14 protein-coding genes are annotated in these 18,526 nt (G+C 48.0%); all 14 read left to right on the top strand.

The genetic code is table 11. The annotated features are described in order from the left end of the window. Window position 1: 1 nt before the first annotated feature. The 14 genes from OCV96_RS12735 (at window position 2) to radC (ending at window position 18,518) form a co-directional block, all read left to right on the top strand. Window positions 2-1,462 carry a sensor histidine kinase gene (locus OCV96_RS12735; RefSeq protein WP_262594677.1) on the top strand — a complete coding sequence of 487 codons (1,461 nt, stop codon included), beginning with the start codon at window positions 2-4 and terminating at the stop codon, window positions 1,460-1,462. Further along, window positions 1,459-2,406 carry a hypothetical protein gene (locus OCV96_RS12730; RefSeq protein ID WP_262594676.1) on the top strand — a complete coding sequence of 316 codons (948 nt, stop codon included), beginning with the start codon at window positions 1,459-1,461 and terminating at the stop codon, window positions 2,404-2,406. The genes OCV96_RS12735 and OCV96_RS12730 overlap by 4 nt, the downstream gene beginning before the upstream one ends. Before the next feature lie 116 nt (window positions 2,407-2,522). Next, window positions 2,523-3,929 (top strand): alanine/glycine:cation symporter family protein, encoded by a 1,407-nt coding sequence (locus OCV96_RS12725; RefSeq protein ID WP_118537847.1) that lies wholly within the window; start codon window positions 2,523-2,525, stop codon window positions 3,927-3,929. Window positions 3,930-4,156: 227 nt separating this feature from the next. Beyond that, window positions 4,157-5,389 (top strand): peptidase T, encoded by a 1,233-nt coding sequence (pepT, locus tag OCV96_RS12720; RefSeq protein ID WP_262594675.1) that lies wholly within the window; start codon window positions 4,157-4,159, stop codon window positions 5,387-5,389. 42 nt (window positions 5,390-5,431) lie between these two features. Continuing rightward, window positions 5,432-6,841 carry a tRNA (N6-isopentenyl adenosine(37)-C2)-methylthiotransferase MiaB gene (miaB, locus tag OCV96_RS12715; RefSeq protein ID WP_022312485.1) on the top strand — a complete coding sequence of 470 codons (1,410 nt, stop codon included), beginning with the start codon at window positions 5,432-5,434 and terminating at the stop codon, window positions 6,839-6,841. A gap of 12 nt (window positions 6,842-6,853) precedes the next feature. After that, a complete protein-coding gene (locus tag OCV96_RS12710) occupies window positions 6,854-7,915 on the top strand; it encodes a GGDEF domain-containing protein (protein WP_022312486.1) in 1,062 nt (353 codons plus the stop codon). A gap of 112 nt (window positions 7,916-8,027) precedes the next feature. Then, window positions 8,028-9,677 carry a SulP family inorganic anion transporter gene (locus OCV96_RS12705; protein WP_022312487.1) on the top strand — a complete coding sequence of 550 codons (1,650 nt, stop codon included), beginning with the start codon at window positions 8,028-8,030 and terminating at the stop codon, window positions 9,675-9,677. A 133-nt stretch (window positions 9,678-9,810) separates the two neighbouring features. Beyond that, the gene (gene mutS / locus OCV96_RS12700; RefSeq protein ID WP_262594674.1) at window positions 9,811-12,468 is read left to right on the top strand and encodes a DNA mismatch repair protein MutS; all 2,658 of its coding nucleotides are present in this window, start codon (window positions 9,811-9,813) and stop codon (window positions 12,466-12,468) included. Window positions 12,469-12,489: 21 nt separating this feature from the next. Then, complete coding sequence (gene mutL / locus OCV96_RS12695) at window positions 12,490-14,610, top strand: DNA mismatch repair endonuclease MutL (RefSeq protein WP_118537852.1); 2,121 nt, start codon at window positions 12,490-12,492, stop codon at window positions 14,608-14,610. Then, a complete protein-coding gene (locus OCV96_RS12690) occupies window positions 14,610-15,086 on the top strand; it encodes an LURP-one-related/scramblase family protein (protein ID WP_022312490.1) in 477 nt (158 codons plus the stop codon). The genes mutL and OCV96_RS12690 overlap by 1 nt, the downstream gene beginning before the upstream one ends. 27 nt (window positions 15,087-15,113) lie before the next feature. Then, a complete protein-coding gene (gene miaA / locus OCV96_RS12685) occupies window positions 15,114-16,085 on the top strand; it encodes a tRNA (adenosine(37)-N6)-dimethylallyltransferase MiaA (protein WP_022312491.1) in 972 nt (323 codons plus the stop codon). Further along, the gene (locus OCV96_RS12680) at window positions 16,072-17,433 is read left to right on the top strand and encodes a methionine gamma-lyase family protein (protein ID WP_118731293.1); all 1,362 of its coding nucleotides are present in this window, start codon (window positions 16,072-16,074) and stop codon (window positions 17,431-17,433) included. The genes miaA and OCV96_RS12680 overlap by 14 nt, the downstream gene beginning before the upstream one ends. Before the next feature lie 113 nt (window positions 17,434-17,546). After that, a complete protein-coding gene (locus OCV96_RS12675) occupies window positions 17,547-17,786 on the top strand; it encodes a DUF4321 domain-containing protein (RefSeq protein WP_022312493.1) in 240 nt (79 codons plus the stop codon). Window positions 17,787-17,819: 33 nt separating this feature from the next. After that, window positions 17,820-18,518, top strand: a complete 699-nt coding sequence (radC, locus tag OCV96_RS12670; protein WP_022312494.1) for a RadC family protein — start codon at window positions 17,820-17,822, stop codon at window positions 18,516-18,518. Window positions 18,519-18,526: the final 8 nt, after the last annotated feature.

Here is an 18,526-nt window from a genome sequence, read left to right as displayed (position 1 = left end):
ATTGTTTTTTTCAGTGATTGCGCTTCTTACAGTGATTTTTCTGCTCTTTGGAACTTTCATGCTGTCTTCCTATTTTGACCGGATGCTGGAACGGGAGACAGAACAGGGAAAACGGGAAAATCTTTTGTTTCAGACCATATATGATATGGTGTATCAGAACATGGAAAAATACGGAGCGGAATTTGCTGGGATACAGGCAGGAAATTCCGCAACAGAACGGATGACGGATCAGAACGGTACGGAATGTATGATCCTTGAAACAGATGGCACGATCACTCTGGCAGGCAGCCTGAAACTGCCACAGGATGAGATCAGGAGGCTTGCGGAGGAAATGCTCCGGACTATGGATCCCGGTGCAGATCAGGTCTACGGAGTCCGCAAGGTAGGAACGTGTTATTATCTGCTCAGCATCATCACAGATCAGGCGACGGATTCGGCAGATACGGTATATCTAGGGATCCTGAAGGATCTGAGCGGCATTTATGAAGAACGGAGTAGTATGATGCGGCAATATGGTATTGCGCTGGCAGGTCTGTTGGTGATCGGTGGTCTGGCAGCTTTTTTGCTGTCCAGATATCTGACCCGCCCCATAGAGCAGTTAAACCGCACTGCGGGAAGGATTGCAGGAGGGGATTTTGAGAAGAGAGCTGTCTATCAGGGCACAGATGAGATCGGAGAACTGTCCAGAAGCTTTAACCGGATGACGGACAGACTGGTACGTCAGATGGAGGAAAAAGAGCTGGAAGCAAAACAGAAGGAAGATTTTACGGCGGCATTTGCCCATGAACTCAAAACACCGCTGACTTCTATCATCGGATATGCGGATATGCTGAACTCCTATGAACTGACAGAACAGGAGCGGGGCGAAGCCACTTATTATATTTTCAGTCAGGGAAAACGTCTGGAAAGCCTCTCTCACAAATTGCTGGAGCTGGTGGGAATGGATAGACAGGAATTAGAATTCAAGAAGCTTCAGACGAAAGAACTGGAGGAAAATATTCGGGATACGATGCGGATCCCCTTTGGACGTAAAAGGATCCGGGGGAAGATCGATCTGGAAAGAGGAGTGATCTGGGGGGACAGGGATCTGCTTCTGTCACTGTTATATAATCTGCTGGATAATGCCGTAAAGGCTGTGGAAGAAGGCGGATTTATTCTGATGAAGGGAAGTAAGCGCACACAGGGATATGAGATCAAGGTGGTAGACAACGGCAGGGGGATCCCTCAGGAAGAGATCGCGAGGATCACGGAGGCTTTTTATATGGTGGATAAGTCCAGATCCCGCAAGGAGGGCGGAGCCGGTATCGGAATGGCTCTCTGTCAGAAGATCATTACCCTGCATCAGGGGGAACTGAAGATTGACAGCAAGCTTGGAGAAGGCACGGTAATGCGGTTATATTTTCCCGGGGAAAAACATGCTGTAAAAAATAAAAGCAACAGGGGAGCAAAAGGCGGAATATGAAAAAACAGGAGAATAAGAACCGGCGCAATTTCCTACTATGTATGGGCGGACTGCTCGTGCTGATCGTATTTGCATTCGCAGGACCGGAAGGGCTGTTACGATTGCAGGATAAAAGCAGGCTGACTGGGTCAGTCAGTATATCGAATACAGGAACGGATTATACCGTCTGGAAGGAAGAGTATGAGACAGACACCGTGCGCAGACTTCAAAATCTGGCAGACGGTATCGCTTTGGGAAAACAGTACTATATCTCTGAACAGGATTATGAAGCTGCAACGGATGGTGAAATATATAGTCTGATCGATGAATATATTTTAAATACGGAATGGAATTACACTTTTCAGGATATGGGTGTGATCCCGGAGGATTATTTTTTCAAAAATATGGATACAGATCATATTTCCATCAAACGATATATTTTGTATGATGAAAAGCTGTCGGATGGATTCGCGATCATGGCCTATGACATCTGTATGCGCATGAAGGAAGAGGAGGTTACGGGAGTCAGTATAGAGTGTGTCGTGGATTCCGAGACCGGAACACTCTATGCCATGAAGGTTGTATTGGAAGATGAGACAGAACCTGTCACCTGGGATGATATTGGTGCGGATGCCCCTTATTATTTTATCACCGATTATATGCAGTCTTATCTGCATGATTATGATTCCGGGACCTATATTGAAATCGAAGGAGAGGCACCTTATGATACCAATGCACAGATCATGTGGGATAAAGAAGCTGAAATAGAAGCGGAGGACCGGATGACCATGGAAAACGACAACGGTGAGTATTCGTGTGATCTTGCATATGGAGAGCATAAGCTGCATCTGACCGCAACACTGCTCAATGCTTCCGAAGGACAACTGGAGAAAGGCATCGGATATCTGTTCGGGATCCGTGAGATCGCAGAAAAGATACCGGGTTTTCTGCCGGATATCCAGTAAATACATTCCGGAAAATACAGGAATCCGGAAAAGCAGCCGGACAGTGATAGCAACGGTATAAAATAGAAAAATAAAGAATATATTTTAGAAAATAAGTCGGGGAGATACGACTGTTTATGATCACAGGAATAAAAAAACTTTTACAGCAGGCAGACCGGATCATATGGGGACCCTGGCTTATTTTTTTGTTGCTGGGAACCGGCTGTTATCTGATGCTTAGCTTACGATTTCTTCCCTTGAAGAATCTGCCTGCTGCACTCAGGCGTGTGTTTTTGCCAGAAAGCCGGAAGGGAACAGAGGGCAGGGGAGTATCTTCGTTTTCTTCCCTGACCACGGAACTGGCGGCCACCATTGGAACGGGAAATATTGTAGGGGTAGCCACTGCCATGGTACTGGGAGGGCCGGGCGCTCTGTTCTGGATGTTACTGTCCGGGATCATCGGGCTGTCGACCAAACTGGTAGAAAGCACACTGTGTGTCAGGTATCGTGTCAAAAACCAAAAGGGGGAACCGGCAGGCGGTCCGATGTATGTACTGCAAAATGCATTCCCACAGAAAACGGCAGGCAGGATCCTCGCCATGCTGTTTGCAGCATTTGCAGTGCTGGCTTCCTTCGGCATGGGAAATATGACACAGGGAAATTCTATTGCGGAGGCACTTTCGGTGACGTTTCAGGTAAAACAGACAGTCACGGGAATTGTGTTAAGTCTGCTTACGATTCTGGTGATTCTGGGAGGGATAGGAACCATTGCGAAGGTGACGGAATATCTGGTGCCCTGTATGGCAGTGTTTTATCTGTTTGGAACGGGAATGGTGATCTTTACCCATTTTAAGAATCTTCCCGCCGGTGTGGTGCAGATCCTGTGGGGAGCTTTCTGCCCGGAGGCTATGACAGGAGGGGCGGCAGGGATGATGCTTGCAGTGGAAAACGGAATCGCCAATTCCGGAAGAATGGCGATGCGCTATGGGGTCTCCAGAGGTGTTTTCTCAAATGAAGCGGGACTGGGGGCGGCGGGAATCAGTGCTGCTGCCGCAGATACGTCAGATGCGGTGCATCAGGGATATATCAGCATGACGGGTGTCTTTATTGATACCATTGTGATCTGCTCTCTGACGGGGCTTGCCATTGCGGCCAGTGGAATGCTGGGGCAGAGGGACCCCCGGGGAGAAGTCCTGAACGGTACAGCCCTCATGATCGCTGTTTTTTCAGATACTTTCGGCAGAACAGGGGAATGGATGCTCACAATCTCCATTGTACTGTTTGCATTTGCCACGATTATCGCCTGGGAATATCAGGGGGAGAAAGCTTTTGAGTATCTGACGGGCGGCTGTGACCGAACCCAGTGGTATCGCCTGGGCTATGGACTGGTCACTTTTTTGGGAGCGGTCTGCTCGCTGGAAGCAGTGTGGGATTTTTCGGATATCTGTAACGGACTGATGGCAGTACCGAATCTGCTGGCGGTACTGACGCTGTCAAGAGGGATCTGTCGGGAAATACGGAAATATAATTTCCAAGAAATATAATTTCCGAGAAATATAAAATTTGAAATTAATGATTGAAGGGTTGCCAACACCATGATATGATAAATAAGATACAGCTGTCCGCGTTTATAAGAGCGTAAGAGAGGACAGTTGTATTTGTGTATACGATGAGCCAGGTACAGGTTCGTGCTTGCACAAGGATCTGTATTTGGCGAATGTACATCATCGAGCTTTTAAGCGAGATGGTGTATAAGTTAAGGAGTGAGATTATGGACAAGACCATTGAAAATTTTTTACGATATGTAAAGATCGATACCCAGTCCAGTGAAGAAAGCACCACCATCCCCAGTACCATGAAACAACATGATCTGGCCAGACAGCTGGTGAGCGAACTGGAGGCCATGGGGGCCGCAGAGATCACTTATGACAAGGAGCACTGTTATGTCTATGCCACAATTCCGGCATCCGCAGGCTGCGAGAAAGCTCCGGTACTTGGCTTCATTTCCCATATGGATACCTCTCCGGCGGTGACGGATACCAACGTAAATCCCCGGATCGTAGAGAATTACGATGGAAAAGATATTGTGTTGAATGCAGCAGAGAATATTGTCATGAAGGTGGAGGATTTTCCGGAACTGTTACATTATATGGGACAAGATCTGATCGTGACGGACGGAACGACTTTGCTTGGCGCGGACGACAAGGCCGGTGTGGCTGAGATCATGACCATGGCGGAGACTTTATTAATGCATCCGGAGAAAAAGCATGGTAAGATCCGGATCGGCTTTACCCCGGATGAGGAAGTGGGTGCTGGAGCCGATCATTTTGATGTGAAGCTGTTCGGTGCGGATTATGCCTACACCGTGGACGGCGGAGCGCTGGGGGAATTGGAATATGAAAACTTTAATGCAGCCGGAGCAAAACTCCATGTCTATGGCAGGAGTGTACATCCTGGTTCCGCCAAGGGGAAAATGAAAAATGCTATTCTGATCGCACAGGAGTTCCAGAGTGAACTGCCCACTGAGCAGAACCCGATGTATACGGAAGGATATGAAGGTTTTTTCCACCTGGACGCCATACAGGGCAACGTGGAGGAAGTGACGGCGGATTACATTATCCGGGATCATAACAGACAGCTGTTCGAACAAAAAAAAGAGCTGTTTATGTCCTGCGCCGATTTCCTGAACTGGAAATACGGAGAAGGTACGGTCGTAGTCGACATGAAGGATTCATATTATAACATGCGGGAGATTATGGAGCAGCACATGCATCTGATCAATAATGCGAAAGCTGCCATGGAAGAACTGGGAATCGAGCCCAAAGTATCTCCGATCCGCGGCGGTACAGATGGAGCCAGACTGTCCTTTATGGGGCTGCCCTGTCCGAACCTGTGCACAGGTGGAGAGAATTACCACGGCAGATACGAGTACGCCTGCGTACAGTCCATGGAGAAGACTACGGAACTGCTGATCGCCATTGCAGCAAAATATGCGAATCGATAAGATGAGAACAAAAACTGATTTGGAAAGGCAACATTTTTTTATATGACGAATGTAACACAAATGAACGAAACGGAGAGACAGTATTATTTTATGGAGAAAGCCTCCGGTCATGTGGCAAAGCTTGGAGAAAAGCTGGGCAGAAAGCCGACCTGCTGCGTGACGACTTTCGGGTGTCAGATGAACGCCAGGGATTCCGAGAAACTGGTGGGAATTCTGGAGAAAGTGGGCTATGAGATCATTGAGGACGAAAATGCGGATTTCGTGATCTACAATACCTGTACGGTCAGAGACAATGCAAATCAGCGCGTTTACGGAAGACTGGGGGTACTGAACGGTTACAAGAAGAAAAATCCCCATATGAAGATCGCCCTGTGCGGCTGCATGATGCAGGAACCTTCCGTGATCGAAAAGATCAAGACCAGTTATCGTTTTGTTGATTTGATCTTCGGAACGCATAATATTTTCAAATTTGCAGAGCTGTTATGCTCCCTGTTTGAAAATGAGGGAATGGTCATTGATATCTGGAAGGATACGGACAAGATCGTGGAAGATCTGCCGGTGGAGAGAAAGTATTCTTTCAAATCAGGTATCAATATTATGTTCGGCTGCAATAATTTCTGCAGCTATTGTATTGTCCCCTATGTCCGCGGCAGGGAACGCAGCCGTAATCCGAAGGATATCATTCGGGAGATTGAAGGCCTGGTGGCGGACGGTGTGGTGGAGATCATGCTGCTCGGACAGAATGTGAATTCCTACGGCAAGAATCTGGAGGACCCCATTACCTTTGCGCAGCTTCTGCAGGAAGTGGAGAAGATCGAAGGCCTGGAGCGGATCCGATTCATGACTTCCCATCCCAAGGATCTGTCGGAGGAACTCATTGAGGTGATGAAGCATTCGAAAAAGATCTGCAGACATCTGCATCTGCCCTTACAGTCCGGTTCCACGAAGATTTTAAAAGCCATGAACCGTCGTTATACCAAGGAACAGTATCTGGAGTTGGCGGAGAAGATCCGCAGGGAGATCCCGGATATGGCTATTACCACGGATATTATCGTAGGCTTTCCGGGAGAGACGAAAGAAGACGTGGATGAGACCATTGATGTGATCCGCCGTGTGAAATATGACAATGCGTTTACCTTTATTTATTCCAAACGTACCGGTACTCCGGCGGCAGCCATGGAACAGGTGCCAGAGGAGCAGGTGAAGGAACAGTTTGACCGGGTACTTAAGACCGTGCAGGAGACTGCCAGAGAACAGGTTAGCAGATATCAGGGACAGATTGCAGATGTGCTGGTGGAAGAGATCAACGAAAACGACCGCTCCATGGTCACCGGAAGAATGTCCAACAATACATTGGTACATTTTCAGGGGGATGCATCACTTGTGGGGAAGATAGTGAATGTATCGCTGGATGAATGCCATGGATTTTATTACACAGGTCATCAGGTGTAAAAGGAAAATAAAATGAAACAAGAGAAGGAAAAAGAACTTTGGGGAAATTGTGATATAGAGAAGGATATGTCCTGGAATATGTATCAGATTCTTGTGAACACGGCCGTAAGCGCAAACCTGATTGGGACGATTTGCAATTTCTGTATTCATGGGACGGAACTACCCACCATACTCTGCGGAGTATGCCTGTTGATGATCCTGATCATCGGATGTGCCGGATGGATTACCCAAAAGGTGCAATTACCTGCGGTTGTGATCATTTTAATACTTTCCTGGTTTGAGTTCCCTTATCTGTATTATTGCTATGGGAACACAGCCATTGTATATCTGATTCTTGGAATTGTGGGACTGGCAGTATTTTTCCCCAGAAGCATGGTGATTGCTTCTTATGCGTTCACCCTGCTGGAATATCTTGTAATCATGATGATCAGTTTTGAACGTCCTTCCAGATGGAGCAATATGGATGAAATCGGTATAATAGGAACAACTCTGGGATCTTTTATCATCGTAGCACTTTCCGTATTTACCATGATATTTGTACTGCTCAAAAGGTATGAAGAACAACGGAAACAATTGCTGACGCTCAGTGAAAATCTGGAATTTGCAGCAAATCATGATCCACTGACCAGACTGTATAATCGACGTTATCTGGTAAAACAGGTGGATGGGTGGATGCGGATACCAGGCAGGAATTTTTGGATCATACTGATGGATGTGGACGATTTTAAAGTAGTAAATGATACCTATGGACATGGATATGGTGATGATGTGCTAAGGGAAGCCGGCAGACTGATGCTGGAGGAAATGCTGGGAAAGGGAATTGCCTCCCGATTCGGCGGCGAGGAATTTATGCTGGTATTCGAAGAAGACAACCGTGAGCAGGTGCTGCAGGCGTTTCAAAATATTCAGGAGGGGTTAAGGAAATACTCTCAGGCAACCAAACAAACGGATATTACGATCAGCGGTGGAATGGAACGTTATGAGGCAGATAAACAGATGGATCTGTTGTTTACTTCTGCAGATCGTAAGCTATACACCGCAAAAAATAATGGAAAAAATCGTATTGTAGAATAATTTGGCCAAAAAAATCTTGCCAAGAAAACGAAATAGAGATATGATAAGGCTCGTGTGACTTTATAAAAATTTTATAATTTCACACGAGTTTTGTATTATTAAGGAGATTGTTATGGAAAAACTAAAACCCAAGCTTTTCTCCGTGATGAAAAGCTACACGAAAGAACAGTTTGTGAAAGATGTGATCGCGGGTATCATCGTGGCTATCATTGCACTGCCCTTATCCATTGCACTGGCACTGGCGTCCGGTGTGACTCCGGAGAAGGGTATTTATACTGCTATTACGGCAGGTTTTGTAATCTCATTCTTAGGCGGCAGCCGTGTGCAGATTGCCGGGCCTACAGCGGCATTTGCCACTATCGTAGCCGGTATTGTGGCGAAGAACGGTATGGACGGACTGATCATTGCGACACTGTTAGCCGGTGTGATCTTGATTCTGATGGGATTATTCCGATTGGGTAATCTGATCAAGTTCATCCCTTATACCATTACCACGGGCTTTACCTCAGGTATTGCCGTGACAATTCTGATCGGACAGATCAAGGACTTCATGGGACTGACCATTGTCAGTGAAGAGCCGCTGATCGAGACCATGGACAAATTAAAAGCGGTATTTCAGTTTATATCCACCACCAATCTGCAGGCCCTTCTGGTGGGTGTGATCAGTCTGCTGATCCTGATCGTATGGCAGTATCTGCCGGGCTTCTGCAAGAAGATTCCCCCTTCACTGATTGCAGTACTGGTGGGAAGTGCCATGGTAGCACTGCTTAATATGAATGTAAACACCATCGGAGATCTGTATGAGATCTCCAATAAGCTCCCGACAATTTCTCTGCCGTCCTTCAGCCTGAAGACCGTACAGAATGTCCTGCCGGATGCTTTCACCATCGCTATTCTGGCGGCTATCGAGTCTCTGCTTTCCTGTGTGGTGGCAGACAGCATGGTGAATAGTAGACACCGCTCCAACATGGAATTGATCGCCCAGGGTGCCGGCAACATTACTTCCGCATTGTTCGGAGGAATTCCGGCTACCGGAGCCATTGCCAGAACCGCAGCCAACGTGAAAAACGGCGGACGTACCCCTATTGCAGGTATGGTACATTCTGTGACACTGCTGTTAATACTGGTGGTGCTGATGCCGTATGCGGCACTGATCCCCATGCCTACCATCGCAGCGATCCTGTTCATGGTGGCATACAATATGTGTGACTGGCGGAAGTTCGTAGGACTCTGCAAGACTGCACCCAAGAGCGATATCATCGTTCTGGTGACCACGTTTGTACTGACCGTTGTGTTTGATCTGGTGGTAGCCATTGAGGTAGGTATCCTGCTGGCAGCCATTCTGTTCATGAAACGTATGAGCGATGTAACGGAAGTGGAAGGCTGGAAATATGTGGACGATGAGGATGATGCGGACAGCCTGTCTTTAAGAGTCGTACCGCACAACACTATGGTTTATGAGGTCAGCGGCCCTCTGTTCTTCGGCGCAGCGGACAAGATCCTCAAGATCACGCTGGATGAGAAGATGAATTGTCTGGTACTGCGTATGCGTAGCGTGAGCGCTATCGATGCCACAGCTATGCATAATCTGGAACAGCTATATACAGACTGCAAGAAGAAAAATATCCAGATCATTCTGTCCCATGTAGGGGAACAGCCCATGCACGTCATGGAGAAGAGCGGTTTTCTGGACAAGGTCGGCAGAGAGAATGTGTGTGCACATATTGATGATGCACTGGAGCGCGCCGCACGGTTGGGATAAGGGGCAAAAACTATCATTTGTGGACGGGTTCTTTAATTTACAACCTCAATATTTTGTGCTAAGATAGATGCGGATACGCAAGCTTTTGCGTGTCCGCTTTGTCGTGTATTCTTTTACAGAACAGGAGAAAATCATGGCTGAATTGACACCAATGATGCAAAAATATATGGAGACCAAGGAGCAGTATAAGGACTGCATCCTTTTTTATCGCCTGGGAGACTTTTATGAAATGTTCTTTGACGATGCTATAGTAGCATCCAAAGAGCTGGAAATTGCACTGACCGGAAAAAGCTGTGGACTGGAGGAACGTGCTCCTATGTGTGGTATTCCCTATCATGCGGTGGAGACATATCTGGCCAGACTGGTCAGCAGGGGCTATAAAGTAGCCATCTGCGAACAGGTGGAGGACCCAAAGCTGGCAAAGGGACTGGTGAAGAGAGAGGTTATCCGTGTGGTGACCCCGGGGACCAACCTGGATGTCCAGTCGTTGGAAGCCAGCAAGAACAATTACCTGATGTGCATTGCCTATACCTCGGATGGAATCGGCATTTCCGCAGCGGATGTCACTACCGGAGATTATTATGTGACAGAGGTAGAAGACCTGCGGAAACTGAAGGACGAACTGATGAAATATGAGCCCTCGGAGATCATCTGCAATGAGGCCTTTCTGGTCAGCGGATATGATGTGGAGGACTTGAAGTCCCGGTTACATATGTCGGTCAGCTCACTGGAGTCTCACATGTTCGATGATGACGGCTGCCGGCGGATCCTTATGAGACATTTTAAGGTGAATACTCTGATCGGCCTCGGTGTTGAGGAATTTCCTACAGGAATTCTGGCAGCAGGAGCATTACTGCAATATTTATATGATACCCAGAAGACGGATCTGGAACATTTTACTCATATTTCTCCCTATCTTACCAGCAAATACATGCTGTTGGACAGTTCCACCAGAAGAAATCTGGAACTGACAGAGACACTGCGGGAAAAGCAGAAGAGAGGGTCTCTGTTGTGGGTACTGGACAAGACGAAGACGGCCATGGGCGGCAGATTGCTGCGAAACTATATTGAGCAGCCTCTGATTGATAAGGAAGAAATGGAGAAACGTCTGGATGCAATCCAGGAACTGAATCAGGATTCCATCTCCCGGGACGAGATCAGAGAGTACCTGAATCCGGTTTACGATCTGGAACGACTGCTCAGCAAAGTGACTTATAAGACGGCAAACCCCAGAGATCTGATCGCTTTTCGTAACTCTCTGCAGATGCTGCCGCCTATCAAGACGGTGTTGGCGGGCTTCCAGAAAGAGGAGCTGGCAGCCATCCGGGAAGAAATCGATGGACTGGAGGACATTTATCAGCTGATTGACGAGGCGATCGTTGAGGAACCGCCCATATCTATTCGTGAAGGCGGAATGATCAAGGATCAGTTCGATGAGACTATAGATCATCTGCGTGCAGCCAAACATGACGGCAAACAATGGCTGGTCCAGCTGGAGGAAGAAGACAGAGAACGTACCGGAATCAAGAATCTCAAAATCAAAAAAAATAATGTGTTCGGCTACTTCTTTGAGGTGACCAATTCCTACAAGGATCTGGTGCCGGAGGATTATATCCGCAAACAGACCCTTGCCAATGCGGAGCGGTATACCACACCGAGATTAAAAGAACTGGAAGATACGATCTTAAATGCGGAGGACAAGCTTCAAACACTGGAGTATGATATTTTCTGCAGAATCCGGGATACCATCGCACAGGAACTGGTACGTATCCAGAATACTGCCAAGGCGCTTGCAAAGCTGGATGTTTATGTATCCCTGTCCCTGGTGTCTGAGCGCAATCACTATGTACGCCCGAAGTTAAATGAAAAAGGTGTCATTGATATCAAGGATGGCAGACATCCTGTGGTGGAACAGATGATCACTAATGACATGTTCATTGCCAACGACACCTATCTGGATAATGGAAGTCATTGTATCAGCATCATCACCGGTCCGAATATGGCGGGAAAATCCACATATATGCGTCAGACGGCACTGATCGTGCTGATGGCACAGATCGGTTGTTTCGTGCCTGCCAGAAGTGCCAACATCGGCATTGTAGACAGAATCTTTACCCGTGTGGGTGCGTCGGATGACCTGGCCAGCGGGCAGTCCACGTTCATGGTGGAGATGAATGAGGTGGCGAATATTTTACGGAATGCCACATCCAAAAGTCTCCTGATCCTGGATGAGATCGGAAGAGGCACGTCCACCTTTGATGGCCTGAGCATTGCCTGGGCAGTGATCGAACATATCAGTAATCGAAAGCTTTTGGGAGCGAAGACACTGTTTGCCACCCATTATCATGAGCTGACCGAGCTGGAAGGCAAAATGAACAATGTCAACAACTACTGCATCGCAGTCAAGGAATGCGGAGACGATATTGTATTCCTGCGTAAGATCGTAAAGGGCGGTGCAGACAAGAGCTACGGTATCCAGGTGGCCAAACTGGCCGGTGTGCCGGATATGGTCATTGACCGTGCAAAAGAGATCGTGGAACAGCTGTCCGACAATGATATCACCGAAAAGGTGCAGAGTATCGCCATTGATAATAAGGGCGATGGGAAAGCAAAAAAACAGCCAAAATACGATGAAGTGGATCTGGCGCAGATGTCTCTGTTTGATACGGTGACGGACGAGGATGTGCTGAAGGAACTGATGGAGATCGAAGTAACGACTCTGACACCGCTGGATGCACTGAATACTTTGTACCGCCTGCAGAATAAGTTAAAGAACCGCTGGAACGGCTAGAAAGCATAAGGGAGGAGATTTATGGGAATACATGTACTGGACTCCCGGACGATCGACAGGATCGCTGCCGGTGAGGTGGTGGAGAGACCAGCCAGTGTGGTAAAGGAACTGGTGGAGAATGCCATTGATGCCGGATCTACAGCAATCACGGTGGAGGCAAAGGAAGGCGGCATTGAATTCATCCGCGTGACGGATAACGGCTGCGGTATCGAGAGAGATCAGCTTCCTACCGCGTTCCTGCGCCATGCCACCAGTAAAATAGAGGATGCGGATGATCTGAACCATATTGCGAGTCTGGGATTCCGTGGTGAGGCTTTATCCAGTATCGCGGCAGTTTCCCGGGTGGAGATCATTACCAAGCGAAAGGAAAATCTCACGGGTACCCGCATGGTACTGGAAGGGGCGCGGGAGCAATCCATTGATGAAATCGGTGCACCGGACGGCACAACGTTCCTCATGCGGAACCTGTTTTTTAATACGCCGGTACGCCGGAAGTTCTTAAAACAGCCTGCCACAGAGGGCAGTTATATCACGGATCTGATGGAACATCTGGCATTGTCGAGACCGGATATTTCGTTTAAATTCGTACTGGGAAACCAGACCAGATTCCATACCTCCGGAAACGGTGACCTGCGGGAGGTAATTTACCGGATCTACGGCAGGGAGATTGCCGCAGAGCTGGTGCCTGTCCAGATCGAAGAGAACGGCATCAAAGTCGAAGGATATCTGGGCAAACCGGTACTGGTGCGTTCCAACCGTAACTTCGAGATCTATTTTATCAACGGTCGTTTTATCCGCAGCGGTGTGATCGCCAAGGCTATCGAGGAAGGCTACAAGCAGTATCTGATGCAGCATAAGTTTCCACTGTGCGTACTGCATATCACCATGGATACGGAGACGGTGGATGTGAACGTACATCCTTCCAAAATGGATGTGCGGTTCTCTGACGGCATGGCATTTGCCAGAATGCTCAGTGAGAAGATCGCCATCACTTTGCGGAACCGGGAGATGATCCCGGATGCTTCTCTGGAGGATGAAAAGGCAATCCAGAAGAAAGAACAGGAAGAGAGAAGAGCTTCCTGGAAAGAACACACACCGGAAGTATTTGAAAAAAAGAGAGAAGAAAGCTATCGTGTCATGGAGGCAGCAAAATATGAAGCGGCTTCCAGGGACCGGAGAGAATTTATACAGAAACCTGTCTGGCAGGAAAATCATGCCGGGGTACAGACCAGTATCCGCAAGCCGGAGCTAATAGAGAACTCCACAGTGGGTGTTGCAGGAACTGTGACGGTGAAAAAAACGCAGGCCGTCCTGTACGGTAATACACCAGAAGTTTCCAAAGCAGTCAGCACCACAGCCGTACCGCAGGAAGATGATTTCTTCGTGGAGGCAGTGCCGCCGGAAGACAGGAAGAACCCGGTACAGGAACAGGTGGCCACAACAACTGCTTCCGGACAGCCCACGGCATCGTCGCAGGATGCAGCTGCCGCCCCGGAACCGGAGATCAAAAATACCCAGCAGTTGAATCTGTTCGAGGAAAAACTGTTGTCCATGCAGAATCGCAGCCGTTACCGGATTATCGGTCAGGTCTTTGATACTTACTGGCTGATCCAGTTTGAAGACAAATTGTTCATCATTGACCAGCATGCGGCTCATGAAAAGGTAAAATATGAACGCCTGATGAAACAGTTTTATGAAAAGAGTGTGGTGTCCCAACGTCTGATGCCGGCGATTATTGTCAGCCTGACAGGGCAGGAGGAAAGCATTCTGCACACCTATGAGGATGCTTTTGCACAGCTGGGATTTGAGATTGATGCTTTCGGAGGCAACGAATATGCCCTCCGTAGTGTGCCAGTGGATCTCTACGGATGCAGTGAGAGGGAACTGTTCCTGGCAGTGCTGGATGAACTGTCCCAGGAGACCGGCAATCGCGGAAGTTTTCAGGTCATTGAGGAAAAGATTGCATCCATGTCCTGCAAGGCGGCGGTCAAAGGCAATAACCGTCTGAGCTTTCAGGAGGCGGAGAAATTGATCGACGAACTTCTGACCCTGGATAATCCCTACAACTGTCCCCACGGCAGACCCACTATTATTACCATGACGGAGACAGATCTGGAGAAGAAATTTAAGAGGATAGTATAATGCGTTTACTGATCAAACAGAGAGTGTTTTCCTGGACAGATTCCTATGATGTCTATGATGAAAATGAAAATCCAAAATATTTTGTAAAAGCGGAGTTTTTCTCCCTGGGACACCAGCTGCATGTATACGACAGAAATAACCATGAACTGGGAGTGATCAGACAGCGGCTGCTTACCTTTCTTCCGGCCTTTGAAATCGAGATCGGTGGCCGGGTCCGTGGTGAAATCCGCAAACAGTTTTCTTTTTTCAAGCCCAGATATGAGATCGACTATAACGGCTGGCGCGTGGAGGGAGATTTTCTGGGATGGGATTATGATGTATACAATGGATGCAGCAGTATCATCCATATCTCTAAAGAACTGTTTCACTGGGGAGATACGTATACTATTAATTTCTCCGATCCACAGGATGAACTGGAGGGTCTGATGCTGGTCATCGCCATCGATGCAGCAAACTGTACCCAGAACAACGGATAGCAGGATAAAAAGAGTAAGGAAAAAATAATGTCGGTAATACAGAATAAAAAGAAACCACTGGTGGTCCTGACCGGGCCGACAGCTGTGGGAAAGACAAAACTGTCCATCGCGCTGGCAAAAGCCATAAACGGAGAAATCCTGTCGGCAGATTCCATGCAGGTATATAAACATATGGATATCGGTTCTGCCAAGATCCGTCCGGAGGAGATGGAGGGGGTGCCCCATCATCTGATCGATATTCTGGAGCCCTGGGAAGAATTCAATGTAGTAGTGTTCCAGAAACATTGTCTGGAATGTATGGAGCAGATATATGACAGGAGCCATATCCCTATTCTGGTGGGAGGCACCGGATTTTACATTCAGGCGGTGCTTCGGGGCATTGATTTTACGGAAAACGAAGAGAACACCGAATATCGAAAAAAACTGGAACTTCTGGCAGAAGAACAGGGACCGGAGAGTCTGCATGAGATGCTGAAGAAGGTCGATCCCGTATCGGCGGAGAATATTCATGCCAATAATATCAAGAGAACCATCCGTGCTTTAGAATATTATGAACTGACAGGAGAACCGATCTCTGTACACAACGAGAGGGAAAAAGAACGGACAAGTCCCTATAATTTCAGCTATTTTGTGCTGACGGACGACCGGGAAAAGCTGTATGCACGGATCGAGGACAGAATCGATGAAATGATGTCACAGGGTCTGGTGGATGAGGTAAGACAACTGAAGGATATGGGATGCCGTAAGGGCATGACGTCCATGCAGGGACTGGGCTACAAGGAGATTCTGGAATATCTGGATGGAGAATGCAGCCTGGAAGATGCGGTCTATACCTTGAAACGGGATACCAGGCATTTTGCCAAGAGACAGCTGACATGGTTTCGCAGAGAGAGTGAAGTCACCTGGATCGACAAGGGTCGGTTTGATTATAACGAAGAGAAAATATTGGAATACATGATCAGAGAATTAGGAGAAAAAGAGATTTATGAGAAGCAGTAATGAAGAGATCTACCTGTCTATGGGAATCAGCAAGACCGTATATGATTACGGCTGCACCATTGAGAAAAGTTTAAGAGACCGCTTTGATGAAGTGGATAGTAACGCGGAATACAATCAGTTAAAGGTGGTAAATGCCATGCAGCAGCATCAGGTCAGTGAGGCCTGCCTGTTGGGCACTACCGGTTACGGCTACAACGATCTTGGAAGAGATACCCTGGAGGCTGTCTATGCAGCGACTTTCCATACGGAGGATGCACTGGTGCGCCCTCAGATCACCTGCGGCACGCATGCACTGGCATTGGCTCTGATGAGTAATTTAAGACCTGGAGACGAACTGTTGTCCCCGGTAGGCAAACCCTATGATACGCTGGAAGAAGTCATCGGTATCCGCCCGTCGAAGGGATCGCTGGCAGAATACGGTGTGACTTATCGCCAGGTGGATCTGCTGCCGGACGGAAGCTTTGATTACGATAAAATCCGTGAGAATATCAATGAGAAAACTCATCTGGTAACGATTCAGCGATCCAAGGGCTACCAGACCAGACCCACCCTGTCCGTACAGCGGATCGGCGAACTGATCGCCTTCATTAAAGGTATTAAGCCGGACGTGATCTGCATGGTGGATAACTGCTACGGAGAATTCGTGGAGACCATAGAACCTTCCGACGTGGGTGCGGATATGATCGTAGGATCTCTCATCAAGAACCCCGGAGGCGGACTTGCTCCTATCGGCGGATATATTGCTGGAAAGAAAGAATGTGTGGAAAATGCGGCATACCGTCTGACCTCTCCGGGGCTGGGCAAGGAAGTCGGCGCTTCCCTTGGCATTTTGAAAGATTTTTATCAGGGATTTTTCCTGGCTCCCACGGTGACGGCGGGAGCACTGAAGGGTGCGATCTTTGCAGCCAATGTCTATGAAAAATTAGGTTTTGCGGTAGTACCGAACGGCAGTGAGAGCCGACACGATATCATTCAGGCAGTGACCTTCGGTCAGCCTGAGGGGGTTATCGGCTTCTGCCAGGGAATTCAGGCGGCGGCACCGGTAGACAGTCATGTGACACCGGAACCCTGGGATATGCCGGGATATGATGCACAGGTCATTATGGCAGCGGGAGCATTTGTTTCCGGTTCCTCCATTGAGCTGTCTGCGGACGGCCCCATCAAGCCTCCGTATGCAGTGTATTTCCAGGGCGGACTGACCTGGCAGCATGCCAAATTCGGTATTCTGAAATCCCTGCAGGTACTGGTACAAAAAGGTCTTGTGACGGAAGAACAGATCCGGAAAGCATGTAGAACTACATTGAAAAATACGAATCCTGTAGAAAAAGCGCAAAATAAAATCTACTAAATTTGTGTACAGAAGAAGCTTTTTGTGATAGTATAAAAAGACGTATGGAAGACAGGCTCACGGGGAGACTGTTCAGCCATGGAGAGTACACAGAAGAAAGAAGAGGAACTACCTTGAAGAGAATTAATTGGGTTTTGATCGTCCTGGTACTGATCGGATTTGTGATCGGCAGATTTATAGGGACTTATTTCGACGGTACTTTTCTGAATTACGGACAGAATTTCGGCCTCAGCAGTCCAGTGGAACTGAATCTCGGTTTCATTATTCTGACTTTCGGGCTGGAGTTTAACATCACGATCGCCAGTGTGATCGGTGTGATCATAGCGTTTGTGGTATACCGTTTTATCCGTTAGGCAGCATACGTCGGAGCAGGCAGAAGGAGACTTATGCCCGAGAAGAATGTACAGGTAAATACAGACCGGGGACTTCCCTATGAGAGATTTCTGCAGTTCGGACCGGAGAATCTTACGGAGGCGGAATTGCTTGCGGTGATTCTGCGAACCGGGACGAAGGAGGATTCTGCGGTGGCGCTGGCTGAGAAGGTACTGGCACTGGCCACCTATCCGAGAGAAGGACTGCTGGGTCTGCATGATGTGAGTGTGGAAGAACTGATGGAGATCCGGGGCATCGGCATGGTGAAAGCGGTGAAACTAAAATGCATCGCCGAACTGTCCAACAGGATGAGCCGGGCCAAAGCCAGAGAGGGGATCTGCTTCACCAGAGCGGATCATGTGGCGGAATATTTTATGGAAAAACTCAGACACAGGGATACCGAATGTGTGTATCTGCTCTGTCTGGATGCCAAAGGACAGCTGATCCGTGAGAAGAAATTGTCGGACGGCAGCGTCAATATGGCACTGATCTCTCCCAGAGAGATATTTTTGGAGGCGTTAAAGGACAAGGCAGTCAGTCTTATCCTCGTGCACAATCATCCCAGCGGAGATCCCACTCCCAGCAGATCCGACAGGGAGCTGACGGAAAATGTGGCAAAGGTGGGAAACCAGATGGACATTCCGCTGTTAGACCACATTATTATTGGCGATAACAGGTATACTAGCTTCAGAGAGCAAAAATTTTTGATATAAGAAAGGGA

Origin of the sequence: Waltera acetigignens, from assembly GCF_025567015.1 — a bacterium.
Taxonomy (GTDB): Bacteria; Bacillota; Clostridia; order Lachnospirales; family Lachnospiraceae; genus Acetatifactor; species Acetatifactor acetigignens.
The sequence above is the reverse complement of the archived record's forward strand: the minus strand, read 5'-3'. Positions and strand labels throughout refer to the sequence as shown.